The organism is Aeromicrobium sp. Leaf291, assembly GCF_001423365.1.
Taxonomy (GTDB): domain Bacteria; phylum Actinomycetota; class Actinomycetes; order Propionibacteriales; family Nocardioidaceae; genus Aeromicrobium.
In genome coordinates, this window is the sequence record NZ_LMNM01000001.1 from 910588 (window position 1) to 927560 (window position 16973).

General features: G+C 72.4%; 20 protein-coding genes. 13 read left to right on the forward strand and 7 right to left on the reverse strand.

Annotated features, from left to right (window positions below; all coding sequences use genetic code 11):
- The first annotated feature begins 4 nt into the window (after window positions 1-4).
- From ASF35_RS04560 to ASF35_RS04600, 9 genes are all read left to right on the forward strand, one after another.
- A complete protein-coding gene (locus tag ASF35_RS04560) occupies window positions 5-964 on the forward strand; it encodes a phosphotriesterase (RefSeq protein WP_055963455.1) in 960 nt (319 codons plus the stop codon).
- A gap of 134 nt (window positions 965-1098) precedes the next feature.
- Window positions 1099-2298: a GGDEF domain-containing protein gene (locus ASF35_RS04565; protein WP_055963460.1), complete on the forward strand. Its 1200-nt coding sequence runs from the start codon at window positions 1099-1101 to the stop codon at window positions 2296-2298.
- Between the two features lie 85 nt (window positions 2299-2383).
- Window positions 2384-3739: a hemolysin family protein gene (locus ASF35_RS04570; RefSeq protein ID WP_055963465.1), complete on the forward strand. Its 1356-nt coding sequence runs from the start codon at window positions 2384-2386 to the stop codon at window positions 3737-3739.
- Entirely contained in the window at window positions 3736-5145 is a 1410-nt protein-coding gene (locus ASF35_RS04575; RefSeq protein ID WP_055963467.1) for an FAD-binding oxidoreductase, read from the forward strand. Before ASF35_RS04570 ends, ASF35_RS04575 begins: the two co-directional genes overlap by 4 nt.
- A 40-nt stretch (window positions 5146-5185) precedes the next feature.
- A complete protein-coding gene (locus tag ASF35_RS04580) occupies window positions 5186-5935 on the forward strand; it encodes a glycoside hydrolase family 16 protein (RefSeq protein ID WP_200914382.1) in 750 nt (249 codons plus the stop codon).
- 76 nt (window positions 5936-6011) lie between these two features.
- Window positions 6012-7295: a glycosyltransferase family 4 protein gene (locus tag ASF35_RS04585; RefSeq protein ID WP_055963473.1), complete on the forward strand. Its 1284-nt coding sequence runs from the start codon at window positions 6012-6014 to the stop codon at window positions 7293-7295.
- Between the two features lies 1 nt (window position 7296).
- The gene (locus ASF35_RS04590) at window positions 7297-8016 is read left to right on the forward strand and encodes a bifunctional 2-polyprenyl-6-hydroxyphenol methylase/3-demethylubiquinol 3-O-methyltransferase UbiG (protein ID WP_055963476.1); all 720 of its coding nucleotides are present in this window, start codon (window positions 7297-7299) and stop codon (window positions 8014-8016) included.
- Window positions 8017-8023: 7 nt separating this feature from the next.
- Window positions 8024-9106: a prenyltransferase gene (locus ASF35_RS04595; RefSeq protein WP_055963479.1), complete on the forward strand. Its 1083-nt coding sequence runs from the start codon at window positions 8024-8026 to the stop codon at window positions 9104-9106.
- Window positions 9103-9729 carry a class I SAM-dependent methyltransferase gene (locus tag ASF35_RS04600; protein WP_055963483.1) on the forward strand — a complete coding sequence of 209 codons (627 nt, stop codon included), beginning with the start codon at window positions 9103-9105 and terminating at the stop codon, window positions 9727-9729. Before ASF35_RS04595 ends, ASF35_RS04600 begins: the two co-directional genes overlap by 4 nt.
- 33 nt (window positions 9730-9762) lie before the next feature.
- Here ASF35_RS04600 and ASF35_RS04605 read toward each other — a convergent pair whose 3' ends face one another.
- Window positions 9763-11481, reverse strand: coding sequence for an ATP-dependent endonuclease (locus ASF35_RS04605; RefSeq protein WP_055963486.1), 1719 nt, complete (start codon window positions 11479-11481; stop codon window positions 9763-9765).
- 129 nt (window positions 11482-11610) lie between these two features.
- Between ASF35_RS04605 and ASF35_RS04610 the strand changes: the two genes are divergently transcribed.
- A complete protein-coding gene (locus ASF35_RS04610; protein ID WP_055963489.1) occupies window positions 11611-12396 on the forward strand; it encodes a TSUP family transporter in 786 nt (261 codons plus the stop codon).
- Between the two features lie 129 nt (window positions 12397-12525).
- Here ASF35_RS04610 and ykgO read toward each other — a convergent pair whose 3' ends face one another.
- From ykgO to rpmE, 4 genes are all read right to left on the reverse strand, one after another.
- Entirely contained in the window at window positions 12526-12648 is a 123-nt protein-coding gene (gene ykgO / locus ASF35_RS04615) for a type B 50S ribosomal protein L36 (protein ID WP_023645249.1), read from the reverse strand.
- A 74-nt stretch (window positions 12649-12722) separates the two neighbouring features.
- A complete protein-coding gene (gene rpmF, locus ASF35_RS04620) occupies window positions 12723-12896 on the reverse strand; it encodes a 50S ribosomal protein L32 (protein WP_055963491.1) in 174 nt (57 codons plus the stop codon).
- 106 nt (window positions 12897-13002) lie between these two features.
- Complete coding sequence (locus ASF35_RS04625; RefSeq protein ID WP_055963495.1) at window positions 13003-14133, reverse strand: GTP-binding protein; 1131 nt, start codon at window positions 14131-14133, stop codon at window positions 13003-13005.
- The gene (rpmE, locus tag ASF35_RS04630; RefSeq protein WP_055963498.1) at window positions 14130-14429 is read right to left on the reverse strand and encodes a 50S ribosomal protein L31; all 300 of its coding nucleotides are present in this window, start codon (window positions 14427-14429) and stop codon (window positions 14130-14132) included. Before rpmE ends, ASF35_RS04625 begins: the two co-directional genes overlap by 4 nt.
- A gap of 55 nt (window positions 14430-14484) precedes the next feature.
- On the opposite strand from rpmE, the gene rpmB reads away from it, so the two are divergent.
- From rpmB to rpsN, 3 genes are read left to right on the forward strand one after another with little or no spacing between them, the layout of a single operon-like run.
- Window positions 14485-14721: a 50S ribosomal protein L28 gene (gene rpmB, locus ASF35_RS04635; protein ID WP_055963502.1), complete on the forward strand. Its 237-nt coding sequence runs from the start codon at window positions 14485-14487 to the stop codon at window positions 14719-14721.
- The gene (rpmG, locus tag ASF35_RS04640) at window positions 14721-14903 is read left to right on the forward strand and encodes a 50S ribosomal protein L33 (protein WP_055963505.1); all 183 of its coding nucleotides are present in this window, start codon (window positions 14721-14723) and stop codon (window positions 14901-14903) included. The genes rpmB and rpmG overlap by 1 nt, the downstream gene beginning before the upstream one ends.
- Entirely contained in the window at window positions 14903-15208 is a 306-nt protein-coding gene (rpsN, locus tag ASF35_RS04645) for a 30S ribosomal protein S14 (RefSeq protein ID WP_055963508.1), read from the forward strand. The genes rpmG and rpsN overlap by 1 nt, the downstream gene beginning before the upstream one ends.
- Here rpsN and ASF35_RS04650 read toward each other — a convergent pair.
- Both ASF35_RS04650 and folP read right to left on the reverse strand, forming a co-directional pair.
- On the reverse strand, window positions 15189-16103 hold the full coding sequence (locus ASF35_RS04650) for a glucosyl-3-phosphoglycerate synthase (RefSeq protein WP_162237282.1): 915 nt from the start codon (window positions 16101-16103) through the stop codon (window positions 15189-15191). The two genes, rpsN and ASF35_RS04650, sit on opposite strands and share 20 nt — an antisense overlap.
- Window positions 16096-16962 (reverse strand): dihydropteroate synthase, encoded by an 867-nt coding sequence (gene folP, locus ASF35_RS04655; protein WP_055963514.1) that lies wholly within the window; start codon window positions 16960-16962, stop codon window positions 16096-16098. The genes ASF35_RS04650 and folP overlap by 8 nt, the downstream gene beginning before the upstream one ends.
- Window positions 16963-16973 lie beyond the last annotated feature (11 nt).

Here is a 16973-nt window from a genome sequence, read left to right on the forward strand (position 1 = left end):
CTTGATGACGACCATCCCCACCGCACGCGGCACCATCGACTCGAGCGAGCTCGGCAGGACGCTGGTGCACGAGCACGTCTTCGTCCTCAACACCGAGTACAACCAGAACTACCAGGACGACTGGGACGAGGAGGAGCGCATCAGGGACGCCGTCGAGAAGCTCACCGAGCTCAAGGGCGTCGGCATCGACTCGATCATGGACCCCACCGTCCTGGGGCTCGGTCGGTACATCCCGCGCATCCAGAAGATCGCCGCCCAGGTCGAGCTCAACATCGTCGTGGCCACGGGCCTGTACACCTACAACGACGTGCCCCACCAGTTCGAGCACCGCGGACCGGGACTGCTGGTCGACGTCCCGGAGCCCCTGACCGAGATGTTCGTCAAGGACATCCGCGAGGGCATCGCCGGGACCGATGTTCGCGCGGGCATCCTCAAGTGCGCCATCGAGCTCGCCGGGCTCACCCCGGGCGTCGAGCGCGTGATGCGGGCGGTCGGCCAGGCCCATGTCGAGACCGGAGCCCCCATCACCGTGCACACCAACCCGGCCAACGAGTCCGGGCTCGTCGCCCAGCAGGTGCTGAAGGAGGAGGGCGTGGACCTGTCGAAGGTGATCATCGGCCACTCCGGCGACACCAACGACGTCGACTACCTCTGCAAGGTCGCCGACGCCGGGTCGATGCTCGGCATGGACCGGTTCGGTCTCGACCTGTTCAACCCGATGCAGGAGCGGATCGGCACCATCATCGAGCTCGTGCGGCGTGGCTACGTCGAGCACGTCACCCTGGCGCACGACGCCAACTGCTTCATCGACTACTTCAGCCCGGACGCCAAGGCGCACGCGGCCCCGAACTGGCACTTCCGCCACATCAGCGAGGACGTCATCCCGGCCCTGCTCGAGGGTGGTCTGACCGAGGCCGACATCGAGACGATCCTCGTGGCCAACCCGCGGCGCCACTTCGAGTGAGCCGCCGCGCGGACCGGTGGCGACGGCGTCGCCGGTCCGCCGGCGTGGCCGTGAGCCGCCTGGAAACACGGCCGTGCAGGCAGGTCCTTGTGCGAGGATGACCGGACCATCCGTGCCGACCGACCAGGGGCGACATGCTGGACCCGATCTCGTTGCGCGTCTCTTTCGCCATCGTGGCCGTCACCCTGCTCGCGCTCTTCTACTTCGTCGCCTACCGCTCCACCCGCTCGGCCTACGCCGGCTGGTGGTGCGCAGCGCTCGGGCTGTTCCTCGCCGGCTCCGCGGCCTACCTGTTCGACGGCACGGCGCAGCAGTGGTGGGCGAACCCGCTCGGCAACGTGTGCGTCGTCGCGGGCGCCGCAGCCGTGTGGTCGGGGGCGCGGGCGGTCGAGGGAAGGTCGGTCAGCTGGTGGCTCGTCGGCGCCACGCTCGTGGGGCTGCTCGTCACGTCGGCGCTCGACGACCCGGGCACCAACGAGTGGTCCGGTGCGCCGGTGTTCCTCGGCCTCATGACGATCTTCATCGCCCTGGCCTCGGTCGAGCTGTGGCAGACGGGTCGCAGCGGGTCCTTCGGTCCTGGCCCCCGAGAACGGATGTACCGGCCGATCCTGCGCTCGCTCGCGGTCATGTCGACCGGCCTGTCGACCTTCTACGGCCTGCGCCTGGTGGCCTACCTCCTGGTCGGCCAGGACGGACGCGCGTTCGCGGTCTACCTCGGCACCGAGGTCACGACGCTGGTCACCACGGTCATGCTCGCCACCGTCTCGTTCAGCATGACGGCTCTCAGCTATGCCGACGACACGCTCGAGCTCCAGGAGCGAGCCACCCGGGACGGCCTCACCGGCCTGCTGAACCGAGACGAGCTGGTGCGCCTGGTCGAGCGGCGCTGGCGCGGCCACCGTCGTCGCCAGGTCCACGGCGTGCTGGTCATGGCCGACCTCGACCACTTCAAGCAGATCAACGACACGTACGGCCACCCGGCGGGCGACGTCGCCCTGCAGGTGTTCGCGGCGGCCTGCCGCAGCACGGTCGGTCGTGCCGACATCGTGGGGCGCTTCGGCGGCGAGGAGTTCGTCCTCTTCCTCGACGAGGCGACCGTCGAGGAGGCGCGCGACGTCGTGCAGAGGATCACCGTCGCGCTGGAGGCCACGTCGCTCCCCGGCGGCGTGGTGCTGCCCACGGTCAGCTACGGCATGACCCTCGTCGGTCGTGGCGACGACCTCGCCGACGTCGTCGCCCGCGCCGACGGTGCCCTCTACGCGGCCAAGGACGCCGGTCGGGCGCGGGTGGTCGTGGCCGACGGCGCCACCGCAGACCGCTCCACCTCGCCGTGACGGGGAGCCTCCCTAGAATGAATCTCGTGGACCAACCTCCGAGTACCTGCCAGGCCCTCCTCCGCTGCGTCGCCAGGAGGGCCTGATGGACAGCGACACCCTGCTCAACCTCGGCCTCGTGATGGTCTTCGTGCTCGTCGGCGGGGTGTTCGCGGCCACGGAGCTGGCCCTCGTCTCGTTGCGCGAGAGCCAGCTGAACCAGCTGGAGAAGACCGGTTCACGCGGGTCGAAGGTCGCCACGCTCGCGCGCGACCCGAACACGTTCCTCGCGGCCGTGCAGATCGGCGTCACGGTGGCCGGCTTCCTGTCCGCCGCCTACGGCGCGTCGACCCTCGCGCCCGACGTGGCGCCGACCTTCGAGGCGCTGGGCCTGTCCGAGAGCGCCGCATCGAGCGTCGCGCTCGTCGCGATGACGCTGCTCATCGCCTACCTGTCGCTCGTCTTCGGCGAGCTCGTGCCCAAGCGCTTCGCCCTGCAGAAGTCGGCGCCCATCGCGCTGGCCGTCGCGCCGCCGCTCGCCCGGTTCGCCACCCTCATGCGACCGGTCATCTGGCTGCTGTCGAAGTCGACCAACATGGTCGTCCGTCTGCTCGGCGGCAACCCCCACGCCGCGGGCGAGGAGATGAGCGAGGACGAGCTGCGTGACCTCGTCGGCGCCCACGAGAGCCTCGAGGACGACGAGCGGCAGATCCTGCAGGACGTGTTCACCGCCACCGACCGCACGCTGCGCGAGGTGATGCGGCCGCGCGGAGCCGTCGACTTCCTGGACGGCGGCATGAGTCTGGCCGAGGCCGCCGGCGAGGCGCTCGCCATGCCGCACTCCCGCTACCCCGTCACCCGGCGACGCTCGACCGACGACGTCATCGGGTTCGTGCACGTCCGCGACCTGCTGGCCGTGCCCGAGGGTGCCGGCACCGGGTCCGTCGCCGACATCGTGCGCGAGATCCCCGTGCTGCCCAGCACCAACCGGATCCTCCCGGCCATGGCGCAGATGCGCAGCGAGGGCGTGCACATCGCGCTCGTGGTCGACGAGTACGGCGGGACCGACGGCATCGTCACGCTCGAGGACATCATCGAGGAGCTGGTGGGCGAGATCCGCGACGAGTACGACCTCGCCGAGGTGGCCGAGCTGCTGCACTCCTCCGACGGCGACGACATCGACGCCGCCATGCACCTCGACGACTTCGTGGAGCTGACGGGCCTGGAGCTCCCCGACGCCCACTACTCGACCGTCGCCGGTCTCGTGCTCGACCGCCTCGGCCACATCCCGGTCGAGGGCGAGGTCGTGGACCTCGACGGATACCGGCTGACGGTCACCGCGGTGGAGGGGCGTCGCATCATGCGGCTCCACCTCGTCACGGTCACGCCGGGCGCGCCCGGCCAGGACACGGCGGCGTCGAGCGAGCTGGAACCTGCCGAGGGGTCGTCCGAGCGCCCATGAGCCGGCACAGCACGGTCTTCGAGCGGCAGCCTCCCCGCGAGGCGGCCATCGATGCCGCGCTGCGACCGAGCCGGCTGAGCTCCTACTGGCTCGAGGACGCCCCCGGAGCCGGCCACCCGCAGCTCACGGCGTCGACCACGGCCGACCTCGTCGTCGTCGGCGGGGGCTACTGCGGCCTCTGGACCGCGGTGCTGGCGAAGCGCCGCGACCCTGGTCGACGCGTGGTGCTGCTCGAGGCCGAGACCATCGGCTGGGCGGCGTCGGGACGCAACGGCGGCTTCGTGGAGGCGAGCCTGACCCACGGCGAGGTCAACGGGCGGGCCCGGTGGCCCGACGAGTACGACACCCTCCACCGCCTCGGTCGCGAGAACCTCGACGCCCTGGAGCGTGACGTCCACGACCTCGGTCTCGACGTGCAGCTGGAGCGCACGGGCACCCTGTCCGTCGCCTACGAGCCGCACCAGGTGCGCTGGCTCGAGGAGGACGAGAGCGGCGACTGGCTCGACGAGTCCGCCGTGCAGGCCGAGATCCACAGCCCGATCTACCGTGCGGGCCGCTGGGAGCGTGACGAGACCGCCCTCGTCCACCCGGCCCGGCTCGCGCACGAGCTCGCCCGCGTGGCGGCCGACCTCGGGGTGGAGATCTTCGAGCACTCCCGCGTGACGGGCCTGTCCTCCGGCCGCACGGGCGGGGTGCGGGTGCGGACCGAGCGCGCCGTGGTCCGCGCCGGCGCCGTGGCCCTCGCGACGAACGTGTTCCGCCCACTCCTGCGGCGCACGCGCCTGTCCACCGTGCCGGTGTACGACTACGTCCTCATGACGGAGCCGCTCGACGCCGCGCAGAAGGCGTCGATCGGCTGGGACCGTCGCCAGGGCGTCGCCGACCTGGCGCACCAGTTCCACTACTCGCGGCTCAGCGCCGACGACCGGATCCTCTACGGCGGCTACGACGCGATCCATCGGCGGCAGGTGAGCCCCGAGCACGAGGACCGCGACGCCTCCTACCGCCGGCTCGCGTCGCACTTCCTCACCACCTACCCGCAGCTCGAGGGCGTCGCGTTCACCCATCGATGGGCGGGCGCGATCGACACGTCCACCCGCTTCTGCGCCTTCCACGGCCTCGCCCGCCGCGGTCGCGTGGCCTACGCCTCCGGCTTCACGGGCCTCGGTGTCGGTGCCACCCGGTTCGCCGCGGAGGTCATGCTCGACCACCTCGCCGGTGACGACACCGAGCGCACCCGGCTCGCGATGGTGCGACGCCCGGCCGTGCCCTTCCCGCCCGAGCCGCTGGCCACGATCGGCATCGAGGCCACCCGCTGGTCGCTCGATCGCGCCGACCACGACGAGGGTCGCCGCAACCTGCTGCTGCGCACCCTCGACCGGCTCGGCCTCGGCTTCGACTCCTGAGTCGTCCGCGGTGTCGGTGCCGCGTGCGAGGATGCCGATCGTGGAGCGGTTCGAGGAACGTTTCGACGGGCTGGACCTCCAGCGGTGGGTCCCCGCCTACCTGCCCGCCTGGAGCTCGCGTGAGGACGCACGTGCCACGTGGGAGGTCGGTGACGACGGACTGCGGTTGTCGCTTCCCCCCGAGCATCCCCGGTGGTGCCCCGACCTGCACGAGCCACCGTTGCGGGTCTCGGCCGTGCAGAGCGGCAGCTGGTCCGGTCCGGTGGGGTCGACACGTGGGCAGCAGCCGTTCCGCCCCGGTCTGACCGTGCGCGAGGAGCAGCCCCGGGTCGCGGGCTTCGTGCCGTTGCACGGCCGCATCGAGGTCGAGTGCCGAGCCACGGTCGGCGCAGGGTCGATGTTCTCGGCGTGGACGATCGGCATGGAGGACGAGCCCCGGCGCTGCGGTGAGATCTGCCTGGTCGAGGTCTTCGGCGACACGCGCGCCACCACGCCCGACGGCACGGTGACCCTCGAGGTCGGACGGGGGGTCCATCCCTTCCGCGACCCCGACCTGGTCGAGGAGTTCGCGGCCCCACGTCGGAGCCTCGACGTGAGTGCGTGGCACACCTATGCCGTGGACTGGACCGAGCACGGGATCACCTGGTTCCTCGACGGCGAGCAGGTGGCTGCGTCCGACCAGTCGCCGAGCTACCCGATGCTGCTCGTCCTCGCGGTCTTCGACTTCCCCGACCGCACGACGGGTGACCACGTGCCGCTGCTCGAGGTGCGTCGGGTCACCGGCCGCTGAGGCGCCGGAGCGCGACTCGGATACCGTTGGTCTCTCAACGGTCGCTGTCGGTGCGACGTCACAGGAAGGTGGTCACGTGCGCGTCGCCCTGTTGTCGTACCGCAGCAAGCAGCACGTGGGTGGCCAGGGCGTCTACGTCGAGCACCTCAGCCGGGGTCTTGTCGAGGCCGGCCACGACGTCGAGGTCATCTCCGGTCAGCCCTACCCCGAGGGTCTCGACCCGAGGGTGCGACTGACGAGGCTGCCGAGTCTCGGCATCTACGACGAGCCCGACCCCTTCAAGCCCCCGGCGCCCTGGACGCTGCGCAGCGTTCCCGACGTCGTCGAGTGGCTGCTCAGCGTCACCGGGGCCTTCGGCGAGCCGCTCTCGTTCACGTTGCGCGCCGACCGTCACCTCAAGGACCGGCTCGACGACTTCGACGTGGTCCACGACAACCAGAGCCTCGGCTGGGGGCTGCTCGCCCTGCGCCGACGGCTCCCGCTCGTCGTCACGATCCACCACCCGATCAGCCGCGACCGCATCGTCGAGCTCGAGGCTGCCCGTGGGTGGCGCAAGCTCTCGGTCGCTCGGTGGTACTCGTTCGTGGGCATGCAGGCCCGCGTCGCCCGGCGGCTGCCGTTCGTCGTGGGCGTCTCCACGGTGGCCACCGACGACACCGTCACCGACTTCGGCATCGACCCGGCCCGCATCCGCGTGGTGCCGCTCGGCGTCGACACCGACACCTTCGGTCCCGTTCGCCGCCGACAGCCCGGCACCCCCGCCGCGACCGAGTCCCGCGTGCCCGGCCGCATCGTGGCGGTCGCCAGCGCCGACAAGCCGCTCAAGGGCGTCGCCCACCTCCTCGACGCACTCGCCAAGGTGCGGGTCGAGCACCCCGACGTCGAGCTGCAGCTCGTCTCGAGCGTCGAGCCCGGCGGCGCCACGGACCGCCGCATCGACGCGCTCGACCTGCGCGACTGCGTGACCACCCACAGCGGCCTGGAGTCCGAGCAGATCGCTGAGCTCCTGCGCTCGGCCGAGATCATGTGCGTCCCCTCGCTCTACGAGGGCTTCTCCCTGCCGACGGTCGAGGCGCTCGCGAGCGGCACCGCGGTCGTCGCGAGCCGCGCCGGCGCCATCCCCGAGGTCGTGGGCGACGCCGAGGGCGGCGAGCCGTGCGCGGTGCTCGTCGAGCCGGGCGACGCCGAGCAGCTGGCCGCCGCCGTCTCCTCCCTGCTCGACGACCCCGACCGCCGCGCGGCCCTGGGCGCCGCCGGCCGTGCCCGTGCGCTCGAGCGCTACAGCTGGACCTCGGTGGCCAAGGCCACCGCCGACGTCTACGACGAGGCGATCCGCAGGTTCGCCGGCAAGGAGCAGTGACGTGCTGACCGTCGACTTCGACCGCCTCCGGGTGGGCGCCCGCACCCGATTCATCGACGTCGGTGCCGGCGCCGGCCGGCACAGCTACGAGGCCCTGCGCCGCGGTGCCGACGTGACCGCGTTCGACCTCGACGAGGTCGAGCTCAAGGGCGTCGACGAGATGTTCGAGGCGATGCGGGTCGAGGGGCAGGTGCCCAGGACCGGGCGTGGTGCCGTGCAGGCCGGGACCATCCTCGACATGCCCTACGCCGACGCCTCCTTCGACGTCGTGCTCGCCTCGGAGATCCTCGAGCACGTGCCCGAGGACGAGCAGGCCATCAGCGAGCTCGTGCGCATCCTGGCGCCCGGCGGGACGCTGGCCGTGACCGTCCCGCGCTTCTGGCCCGAGAAGGTGTGCTGGATGCTGTCGGACGAGTACCACGCCAACGAGGGCGGGCACATCCGCATCTACAAGGCCAGCGAGCTCGACGCGAAGCTGCGTGCCGAGGGCCTGGTGCACACCCACACCCACCACGCGCACGGCCTGCACGCGCCGTACTGGTGGATCAAGTGCGCCGTGGGCGTGGAGCGCGACCAGCACCCGGCCGTGCGCGCCTACCACCAGCTGCTCGTGTGGGACATGATGAAGGCGCCCCGCACCACCCGCGTGGCCGAGAAGCTCCTCGACCCGGTCCTGGGCAAGAGCGTGGCGCTGTACTACACCAAGCCGCTCGCGGCCTGAGGTCGCCGTGACCCCCGCCGTCACCGGATCGCCGGCCGTCCTCGCGCTCCCCGGCGTGCTCGACGCTGCCCAGGTGCAGGCCACGGCCGACACGATCGCGGACGTGCAGACCCGAGACGGGGCGATCCCGTGGGAGGTCGACGGGCACCTCGACCCGTGGGACCACCTCCAGGCCGCCATGGGGCTCGCCGTCGCCGGGCGCCGCGACGAGGCCGAGGCCGCCTACGCCTGGAGCCGCTCGCAGCAGCGACCCGACGGCACGTGGGCCACCAAGTACTCCGGGGGCGAGGTGGTCGAGCCCGCCACCGACGCCAACTTCACCGCCTACGTGGCCACCGCGGTCTGGCACCACTGGCGGCTGACCGGCGACCGGGCCTTCGTCAGCTCCATGTGGCCGTCGGTGCAGGGTGCGCTCGACGCCGTGCTCGTCCTGCAGGACGACGCGGGTCCGGTCCGCTGGTCGCGCGGCGCCGACGGGTGCGTTGCCGACGAGGCCCTCGTCACCGGGAACGCCAGCATCCACCTCAGCCTGCGGTGCGGCGTCGCGCTGGCCGACGTCGTGGGCGAGCGGGTGCCGCACTGGGAGGACGCGGCGGTGCGGCTGCGCCACGCCCTGGACCACCACCCGGACCGGTTCGCCGACAAGGCCCGGTTCTCGATGGACTGGTACTACCCCGTGCTGGGCGGGGCGCTGCCACGCGCCGTCGCCCTGGCCCGCCTGGAGCGGCGCTGGGACGACTTCGTGGTGCCCGGCTTCGGTGCGCGGTGCGTGGACGACAGCCCCTGGGTCACCGGGGGCGAGACGTGCGAGCTCGTCCTGGCGCTCGACGCGGTGGGCCGTGGCGCCGACGCCCGGGCGCTCCTCGCCGACATCCAGGTCCTGCGCCGCGAGGACGCCACGTACTGGACCGGCTACGTCTATCCCGACGAGACCTACTGGCCGATCGAGCAGACCACCTGGACGGCGGGCACCGTGCTCCTCGCCGTCGACGCCCTGACCCGGACCACGCCCGCCAACGGGCTGTTCCGCGGGGAGGGCCTGCCCCTCCTGGCCGCCGCCGAGAAGTGTGACCAGCCGTGCGTGGCATGAGTGCACCGCCGCTGCCCGAGGCGCTGCAGGCGGTGGCCGACGAGGTGCGCGGCTTCCTTCCGGCGGACGAGGCCGACGCCTTGCGGGCCGCGGCCGCCGCCCACCTGCGCGCGGGCGGGGTGGCGGTCGAGATCGGCAGCTACTGCGGCAAGTCCGCGGTGCACCTCGGCCACGTCGCGCGCGAGCGCGGCGCGCGGCTCGTGACGATCGACCACCACCGCGGCTCGGAGGAGCAGCAGGTCGGCTGGGAGTACCACGACGAGACCCTCGTCGGCACCGACGGCCGGATGGACACCCTGCCGTTCCTGCGCGAGACCCTCGCGCGCGCCGGCCTGGAGGACGTCGTCGACGTGGTGGTGGCGCGCTCGCCCGACGTCGCGTCGTGGTGGGGCCGCGAGCTCGACCTCGTGTTCGTCGACGGCGGGCACACCGACGAGCACGCCCAGGGCGACTACGAGGGCTGGGCCCGGTGGATGCGCCCCGGGGGTGCGCTCGTCATCCACGACGTCTTCCCCGACCCCGCCGACGGCGGGCAGGCGCCCTACCGCATCTACCTGCGCGCCCTCGACGACGGCTTCACCGAGGTCGGCCACACCGGCTCGCTGCGCGTCCTCCGTCGCTGACGAGCCACTCCTGGTCGACCAGGGAGAGGGGGGTCAGAGCAGGGCGTTGAGCCGGTCGATGAGCTGCTGGAACCGCTTCTTCGTCTCGGCGTCGACCGAGGCGAGCGCCTGCGACCGGTTGCGCAGCAGGTGGCCGGCGGGCTGGAAGCGGTCGTAGGCGCCGCCGACGACCGTCTCGGCCTGGTGCACGATGCGTCGGCGAGGCGGCTTGCGCAGGAACCGCTTGCCGGTGATCTTGCGGTGCGAGACCTTCGGTCCGCCGGACTCCTCCAGGAGTGTCACGTACCACCGGGAGTCGAAGAGGTCCTCGAGGTCGGCGTCGAGGGTGCCGGTGATGTCGGTGAGCGGGACGATGTGGTCGGCCGAGATCGCCCCTCGGTTCACCAGCTCCTCGACGGCGCCCCGCGCGCCGGCCGGACCGTCCATGAGCACCGTGGCCGAGACGGCCGTGGTGCCGAGCAGCGCCAGGATCGTCGGGATGCCGGAGGCACCACCGACGGGCGTCAGGTTCCAGCGCGGGTCGAGCGCGCGTCCGCCCTCGGAACGGAGCAGGTCACCCATGACCGTCAGGTACGTGATGTCCGACGGTGACGAGACGAGCAGCTGGTGCGGCCCGCTGACCAGCTTGCGCGTGAGGTCCGCACCGAGCGCCGCCAGCAGGGGCACCGTGGTCTCGGACCCTGCCCGCCACAGGTCGGAGCTGATCTTGCTGCCCTCGTCGCCGACGTTCTCGAGCACGCGGCAGCGGCTCAGGCGACCGGAGTCGATGAGGTACGGCGAGTGGGTGGAGTAGACGACCTGGTGGAAGGGGCCGAGGTGCTCCTTGATGTAGCGCAGCAGGTCGGCCTGGGCGTTCGCGTGCAGGTTCATGCCGGGCTCGTCGAGCAGGATGACCCGACGGTCCTGGTCGGCGAACTCCGAGAACGCCGCGAGGAAGGAGAAGAACCAGATGAAGCCCTTGGAGCGCTCCGCAACGTTGAGGCTCATCCGCTGGCGGTCGTCGCGCACGCGGATGTGCAGCCACGGGTCGGGCGAGGAGATGCCCATCGTCTCCAGGTCGAGCTCGATCGACAGCTCGCGGTTCTGGCTCCAGTACTCCAGCAGCTGGTCCGACAGGCGTGCGGCGGCGGCCTCGAGCGCGGCCTTGCGGACCTCGTAGTCGTCCTCGTCGAACGAGGCGTCGGCCACGCCGGCCAGCCTCAGCAGCGCCAGCGCGGTGCGCTCGGAGGGGTAGAGGTCGGCCGAGTCCATCTCCTGCAGACGCCGGATGGACACGCTGCCAGGGAGCACGTTGTGGTCGTCGAAGTACTGGAAGCCCGGCAGCATCGCGGTCAGCCGGGCGATGGCCTCGGGCGACGCCTCGAGCGGGGTGCCCTCCTCGTCGGACGCCCAGTGCAGCTCGCCGTCGCCGTACGAGCGGCTCACGAACAGCGGGGTCGTCGGCAGCAGGGCGCCGGCGCGCTCCAGGACCTGGCGGTCGTCGTAGTCGAGCTCGATCTCGAGGGTGACGGGGCGGACCTGGTCGATGACCTCGCGGTCGCGCCCGAGGTCGCGTCGGGGGTAGTCGCGTCGCGCGGTGAACGCGGTGACGTGACCGCTGGGCAGCGGGTTGGCCCGGTACAGCGCCTGCAGCATGGCCGTCTTGCCCGACTCGTTCTTGCCGACGATGGTCGTGATGCCCTCGTCGAGCGCCAGGCGTCCGGAGTCGTGGACCGACATGACCTTGCGGACGCGCGCAGCGATCAGTCGCATGGGGCCTACTTCCGTGGAGGGGCTCTGGCGGGACTCAGGCTACTGGTCCCGACGGTGAGGAGTGCGCTGGTCGTTCCTCATGACGTCGCCGCCTCGTGGCCGGGTCCGGCCGGTGCGTAGCCTGACCGGGTGGAGGAGCTCACCGGGGGAGTGCTGCTGTTCCTCGGCGTGGCCGCGTTCTTCGCCGGATGGATCGACGCCGTCGTGGGGGGTGGCGGGCTGGTCCAGCTGCCCGCCCTCATGGTGGCCTTCCCGCAGGCGGCGCCGGTCCAGCTGCTGGCCACGAACAAGATCGGCTCGATCGCCGGCACGACGACGTCGAGCATCACCTACCTGCGACGCGTGCGGCTCGACCTGCGCACGGCCGCGCCCCTGGCGGGTGCGGCGTTCATCGGCTCGTTGCTGGGTGCGGTCGTGGCCTCGTGGATCCCGCGCGCGGCCTTCAACCCGGCGATCCTCGTGGTCCTGGTCGTCGTCGGTGCCTTCACGGTGCTGCGACCCGACCTCGGCCAGGTGGCGGCCATCCGCTTCACCGGTCGGCGCCACTACGGGGCGGCCATGCTGGTGGGTGCGTCCATCGGCTTCTACGACGGCGCCCTCGGGCCGGGGACCGGCTCGTTCCTCGTCTTCGCGCTCGTGGGGGTGCTCGGCTACGGGTTCCTGGAGGCTAGCGGCAAGGCGAAGCTGGCCAACTTCGCGACCAACCTGGCCGCCCTGGTCGTGTTCGTCCCGCAGGGTGCGGTCATCTGGAAGGTCGCCGCGGTGCTGATGGTCTGCAACGTCGCCGGCGGCTACCTCGGCGCCCGCCTCGCCGTGGCGCGGGGCAACCGGTTCATCCGCATCGTGTTCATCGTCGTGGTGTCGGCGTTCGTCGTGCGCATCGGCTGGGACACCTGGCAGCAGCTCGTCGGCTGACCTCCGGCCCACCGGCCCCACGATTCTCATCACCTGATGGGAATCGCGAACCCACCACGGTCCTGCCCCACTCACCATGGCGTGCGCGCCATGGTGAGTGGCAGGGAACCGTGGTGGGTCCGGAGGTCGTCAGCCCTGGCGGGCCTTCAGGCGCGGGTTCTGCTTGTTGATCACGTAGGTGCGCCCGCGTCGGCGCACGACCTGCGAGCCGGGCTGGTTCTTGAGCGAGCGCAGGGAGTTGCGGACCTTCATGGTTCCTCCTGTGGGTGGGACGGGTTCGGGCCCCCGACCCTTCGACAGGCTCAGACAGGCTCGGGGGCGGTGGTTCAGAGACGGTCGACGTCGACCAGGCCGCGGTGCACGGCCCTGACGAGCCGGCGCGGCACCCGCACCGTGCGGCCCTCGACGGTGACGGGCACGAGGTCGGCGGGCGTCGCCTTCCACTGCGACCGCCGGTGGCGGGTGTTGCTGCGCGAGGTCTTGCGCTTGGGGACGGCCATGGGGCTCCTTCGATCGGGTGGTGGGCGGACCCGGCAGGGGTGCCGGGCCCTGGGCGGTGGGCGGACCCGGCGGGCGTGCCGGGCCCTGGGCGGCGATGGGTACGGCTCAGGCGGCGCGGCGGACGTCGCCGAGCCAGGGCTCGAGGCCGTCGGAGGCGACCTCCCAGTACGGGCCCCGGTCGGCCAGCTCGGCGTCGCTGAGCAGGCAGTGCTCGAAGGCCTCCTGCACGTCGTCGGGGCTGCTGGCGAGCGGTCCCGACGCCAGGCCGTGCACGACGATGCGGGTCAGGGGCGTGTCGGTGCCCCACGGGGAGGCCGTCCCGACGCTCAGCTGTCCGCCCGCCCCGTCCCACACGCAGACGTCGGAGGGGCGGCTCGGCAGCCAGAACGAACCGCGCGAGCGACGTGGCCCGCCGCCGATCTTCTCGATGCTCTCGAGCAGGCGTCCGGGGTGGAACGGGCGGTCGGAGCGGAGGTCGAGCGTCCACACGTAGCGGGAGCCGTGCAGCGGCAGCTCGTCGCGTCGCACGACGTCGACCCACGCCTCCGTGACGTCGTGGCGGTGCGCTCCGGCCACGAGCGGCGTGGCGTCGAGCGCCGACGGGTCGTCGACGACCGTGACGCCCGGACGAGCGAGCGCACGCAGCAGGTCCAGCCCGGCGGGGTCGCACGGTCCGGTGAGCGCGACGGCGTCGGCGTACTCGACGATCGCGGCGGCCGTCTCGGCGACGCCGCGGGAGTCGTCCTCGCTCGTGTGCAGGTCGCGCTCGTGCAGCAGGTCGTCCCCGAGCAGGTCGGCGAGCACGGTCCGGCCGTCGAGGGCTGCGACGACGGCCGCCACGTGCACGTGCGGCGCGGCCTGCACGTAGGTCTCGATGACCCGGCAGGCCTGCAGGGCCTCGGCCGCCACCGGCAGGTGGGCGACCACCGCGCCCCAGCGACCGCTGGCTGCGAGGCGCTCCATCGTGGGCACCACGTCCTCGCGGAGGGCGCAGGCCACGCAGGCGTGCTCCAGCTCGTGGACGTGCCGCTCCAGGACGCCGGTGCAGTCGCTGACCACGCGCACGAGCCGCTGGGACTCGACGTCGAGCACGTGGCGCACGACGACGGCCGAGGGAAGGTCGAACTGGAGGCCCACGGTGACGGCCTCCATGGCCACCTCGTCGACGCCGGTCACGAGCACGGCTGGGGTGGTGCGCGAGAGGACGCGCCGGCGTCCGCGGCCGACGGGGCTCATGCGTCGACCTGCCCGTAGCGGCGACGGAAGCGCTCGACCCGTCCCTCGGTGTCGACCACGCGGCCGCGGCCGGTCCAGAACGGGTGGCTGGCGCTGGAGACCTCGACGTCGACCACGGGCAGGGTGCGGCCGTCGACGTCGACCGTCTCGGCAGGGGTGCCGGGCCCTGGGCGGCCGTTTGCGCCGTGGTCGGCAGGGAGGCGCTCGGGCAGCGTCGAGCGGGTCACGAGCAGGAGGTCGCCCGAGCGGTCGCGGAAGGCGACCTCGTCGTAGCGGGGGTGCTGGTTCTTCTTCACGTCACGTCTCCGGTAGGCTGATGAGAACGATTGTCATTCTATACAGGAGGTCGCCATGTCGCGCACCTGCCAGGTCACCGGGGCCACCCCGGGCTTCGGCCACCACGTGTCCCACTCGCACCGGCGCACCAAGCGGCGCTTCGACGTCAACGTCCAGAAGAAGCGCTACTGGGCGCCGACCCTCGGCCGGCACGTCACGCTCACGCTCAGTGCCCGAGGGATCAAGACCGTCGACGTGCGCGGCATCGACGCCGTGGTCGCCGACATCCTCGCTCGAGGGGAGAGGCTCTGATGGCGGGATCGTCGAGGGGGCGGGGCAACGACGTCCGGCCCATCGTGAAGCTGCGATCCACGGCGGGCACGGGCACCACCTACGTCACGCGCAAGAACCGTCGCAACGACCCCGACCGGCTCGTGCTGAGCAAGTACGACCCGAGGATCCGCAGGCACGTCGAGTTCAAGGAGGAGCGCTGATGGCCAAGCGCAGCAAGATCGTCGCCAACGAGCGCCGCAAGGAGGTCGTCGAGCGCTACCGGGAACGACGTGACGCCCTGCGCGCCGCGTCCCGGGACACGTCGCTGTCCATGGCCGAGCGCATGGAGGCCTCGCGTGCCCTGGCCGGGCTGCCGCGTGACTCCTCCCCGTCGCGGGTGCGCAACCGCGACCAGGTCGACGGCAGGCCGCGGGGCCACCTGCGGGTCGCCGGACTCTCGCGCATCCGGTTCCGCGAGGGAGCGCACCGGGGCGAGCTGCCGGGCATCACGAAGTCGAGCTGGTAGCCCCGGCGCCGGGCGGAGGGAGCAGGCGCGTCTCCACCCGCTCGGCCACCAGGGTCGCGGCGCCGTCGGCGTCACGGCCGGGCACCCAGCGCTCGTCGACCACGACGTCGCGGTCGTCGAGGACCAGGTCGAACGCCGCGCGCACCTGGAGCGCCATCCGCCCGAGGGCGCGCAGGCCCTGGTGGTCGTGCTCGCGGCGGCCCAGGTCGGCCTGTGCCGTCGCGTCGAGGCCGTGCTTGCGCACCGCCTGCAGCAGCATGCCGACGTCGACGCCGTAGCCGCTGACCACGGGCAGGTCGACGAACGCGTCGAGGACGAACGCGCACTCCCCGGCGAGCGGCTGCACGAAGCCGGCCAGCTCGGGTGCTCGTCGCGCGATCTCGGGCCGGGCGGCCAGCTCTGTCACCCGTCCACCGCCGCCGTCGTGCGTCGGGCGGTCGTAGAAGGCCTTCACGAGCACCAGCGAGGGGTCGGTGAGCAGGGGGCCGACGAGTCGTGCCACGAAGGCGGGGTCGAAGCCGCGCACGTCGGCGTCGAGGAAGACGCCGACGTCGCTCGTCAGGTGGGCCATGCCGGTGCGCATGGCCGATCCCTTGCCACCGTCGAACGCGGGATCGGGGTCCTCGGCGGTCACGACGACGGCTCCGGCCTCGCGTGCCGCGGCGGCGGTGTCGTCGCTGGAGCGGGAGTCGACCACGACCACCTCGTCGACCAGCGGCACGAGGTCGCACCAGGCGGTGCGGACGCGTCGCACGATCTCGCCGATCGTCGTGGCCTCGTCGCGGGCGGGCAGCACCACGCCGACGCGGCGTCCACGCTTGGCCGCCACCAGGTCGCCGAGCGGGGCGGACGCGGCGTGGGTGTGGGTGGCGAACCAGGGCTGCAGGTCAGGCAAGGCCGCGCACCGCCCTGGTCGGCGGTCGCTCACCGCGCAGGGTGGCCGTCATCTCCAGCACGCGCCGGGTGGCCGTCACGTCGTGGGTGCGGAACATGGCGCACCCGGCGGCAGCGGTCAGGGCCGTGGCCGCGAGGGTGCCCTCCAGCCTGTCGTCGGGACCGAGGCCGAGCGTCTCGCCCACGAAGTCCTTGCGGGACAGGGCCATGAGGACCGGCCAGCCGGTGGCGACGAGAGTGTCGGCGCGGCGCACCAGCTCGAGGCTGTGGAAGGTGTTCTTGCCGAAGTCGTGGGTGGGGTCCACCAGCACGCCCTCACGTGGCACGCCGGCCTCGACCGCGGCCTTCGCCGCCCGGGTGGTCGTGGCGACGACGTCGGCCACGACGTCGTCGTAGCGGACGCGGTGGGGGCGGGTGCGGGGGAGCGCCCCGCCGGTGTGGGAGCAGACGTAGCCGAGACCGTGTCGAGCGGCCACGGCCACGACGTCGGGGTCGTGCCCGGCCCACGTGTCGTTGAGCAGGTCGGCGCCGGCTGCGGCGGCGGCGTCGGCCACCTCGGCGCGCCACGTGTCGATGCTGATGACGACGTGGGGCGCGGCCTCGCGCACCGCCTCGATGAACGGGATGGTGCGCCGCACCTCCTCGGCGGCGTCGACCGCGTCGCCCGGGCCGGCCTTCACGCCGCCGATGTCGACGACGTCGGCGCCGTCGTCGACCGCACGCCGGACGGCGTCGAGCGCGACGGCGGGGTCGTACGTGGCGCCGCGGTCGTAGAAGGAGTCGGGCGTGCGGTTGACGATCGCCATCACGAGGGCCCGGTCCTGGACGACGCGGCGTCCGCGGAAGGTCAGGTCGGCCACGTCGTCAATCG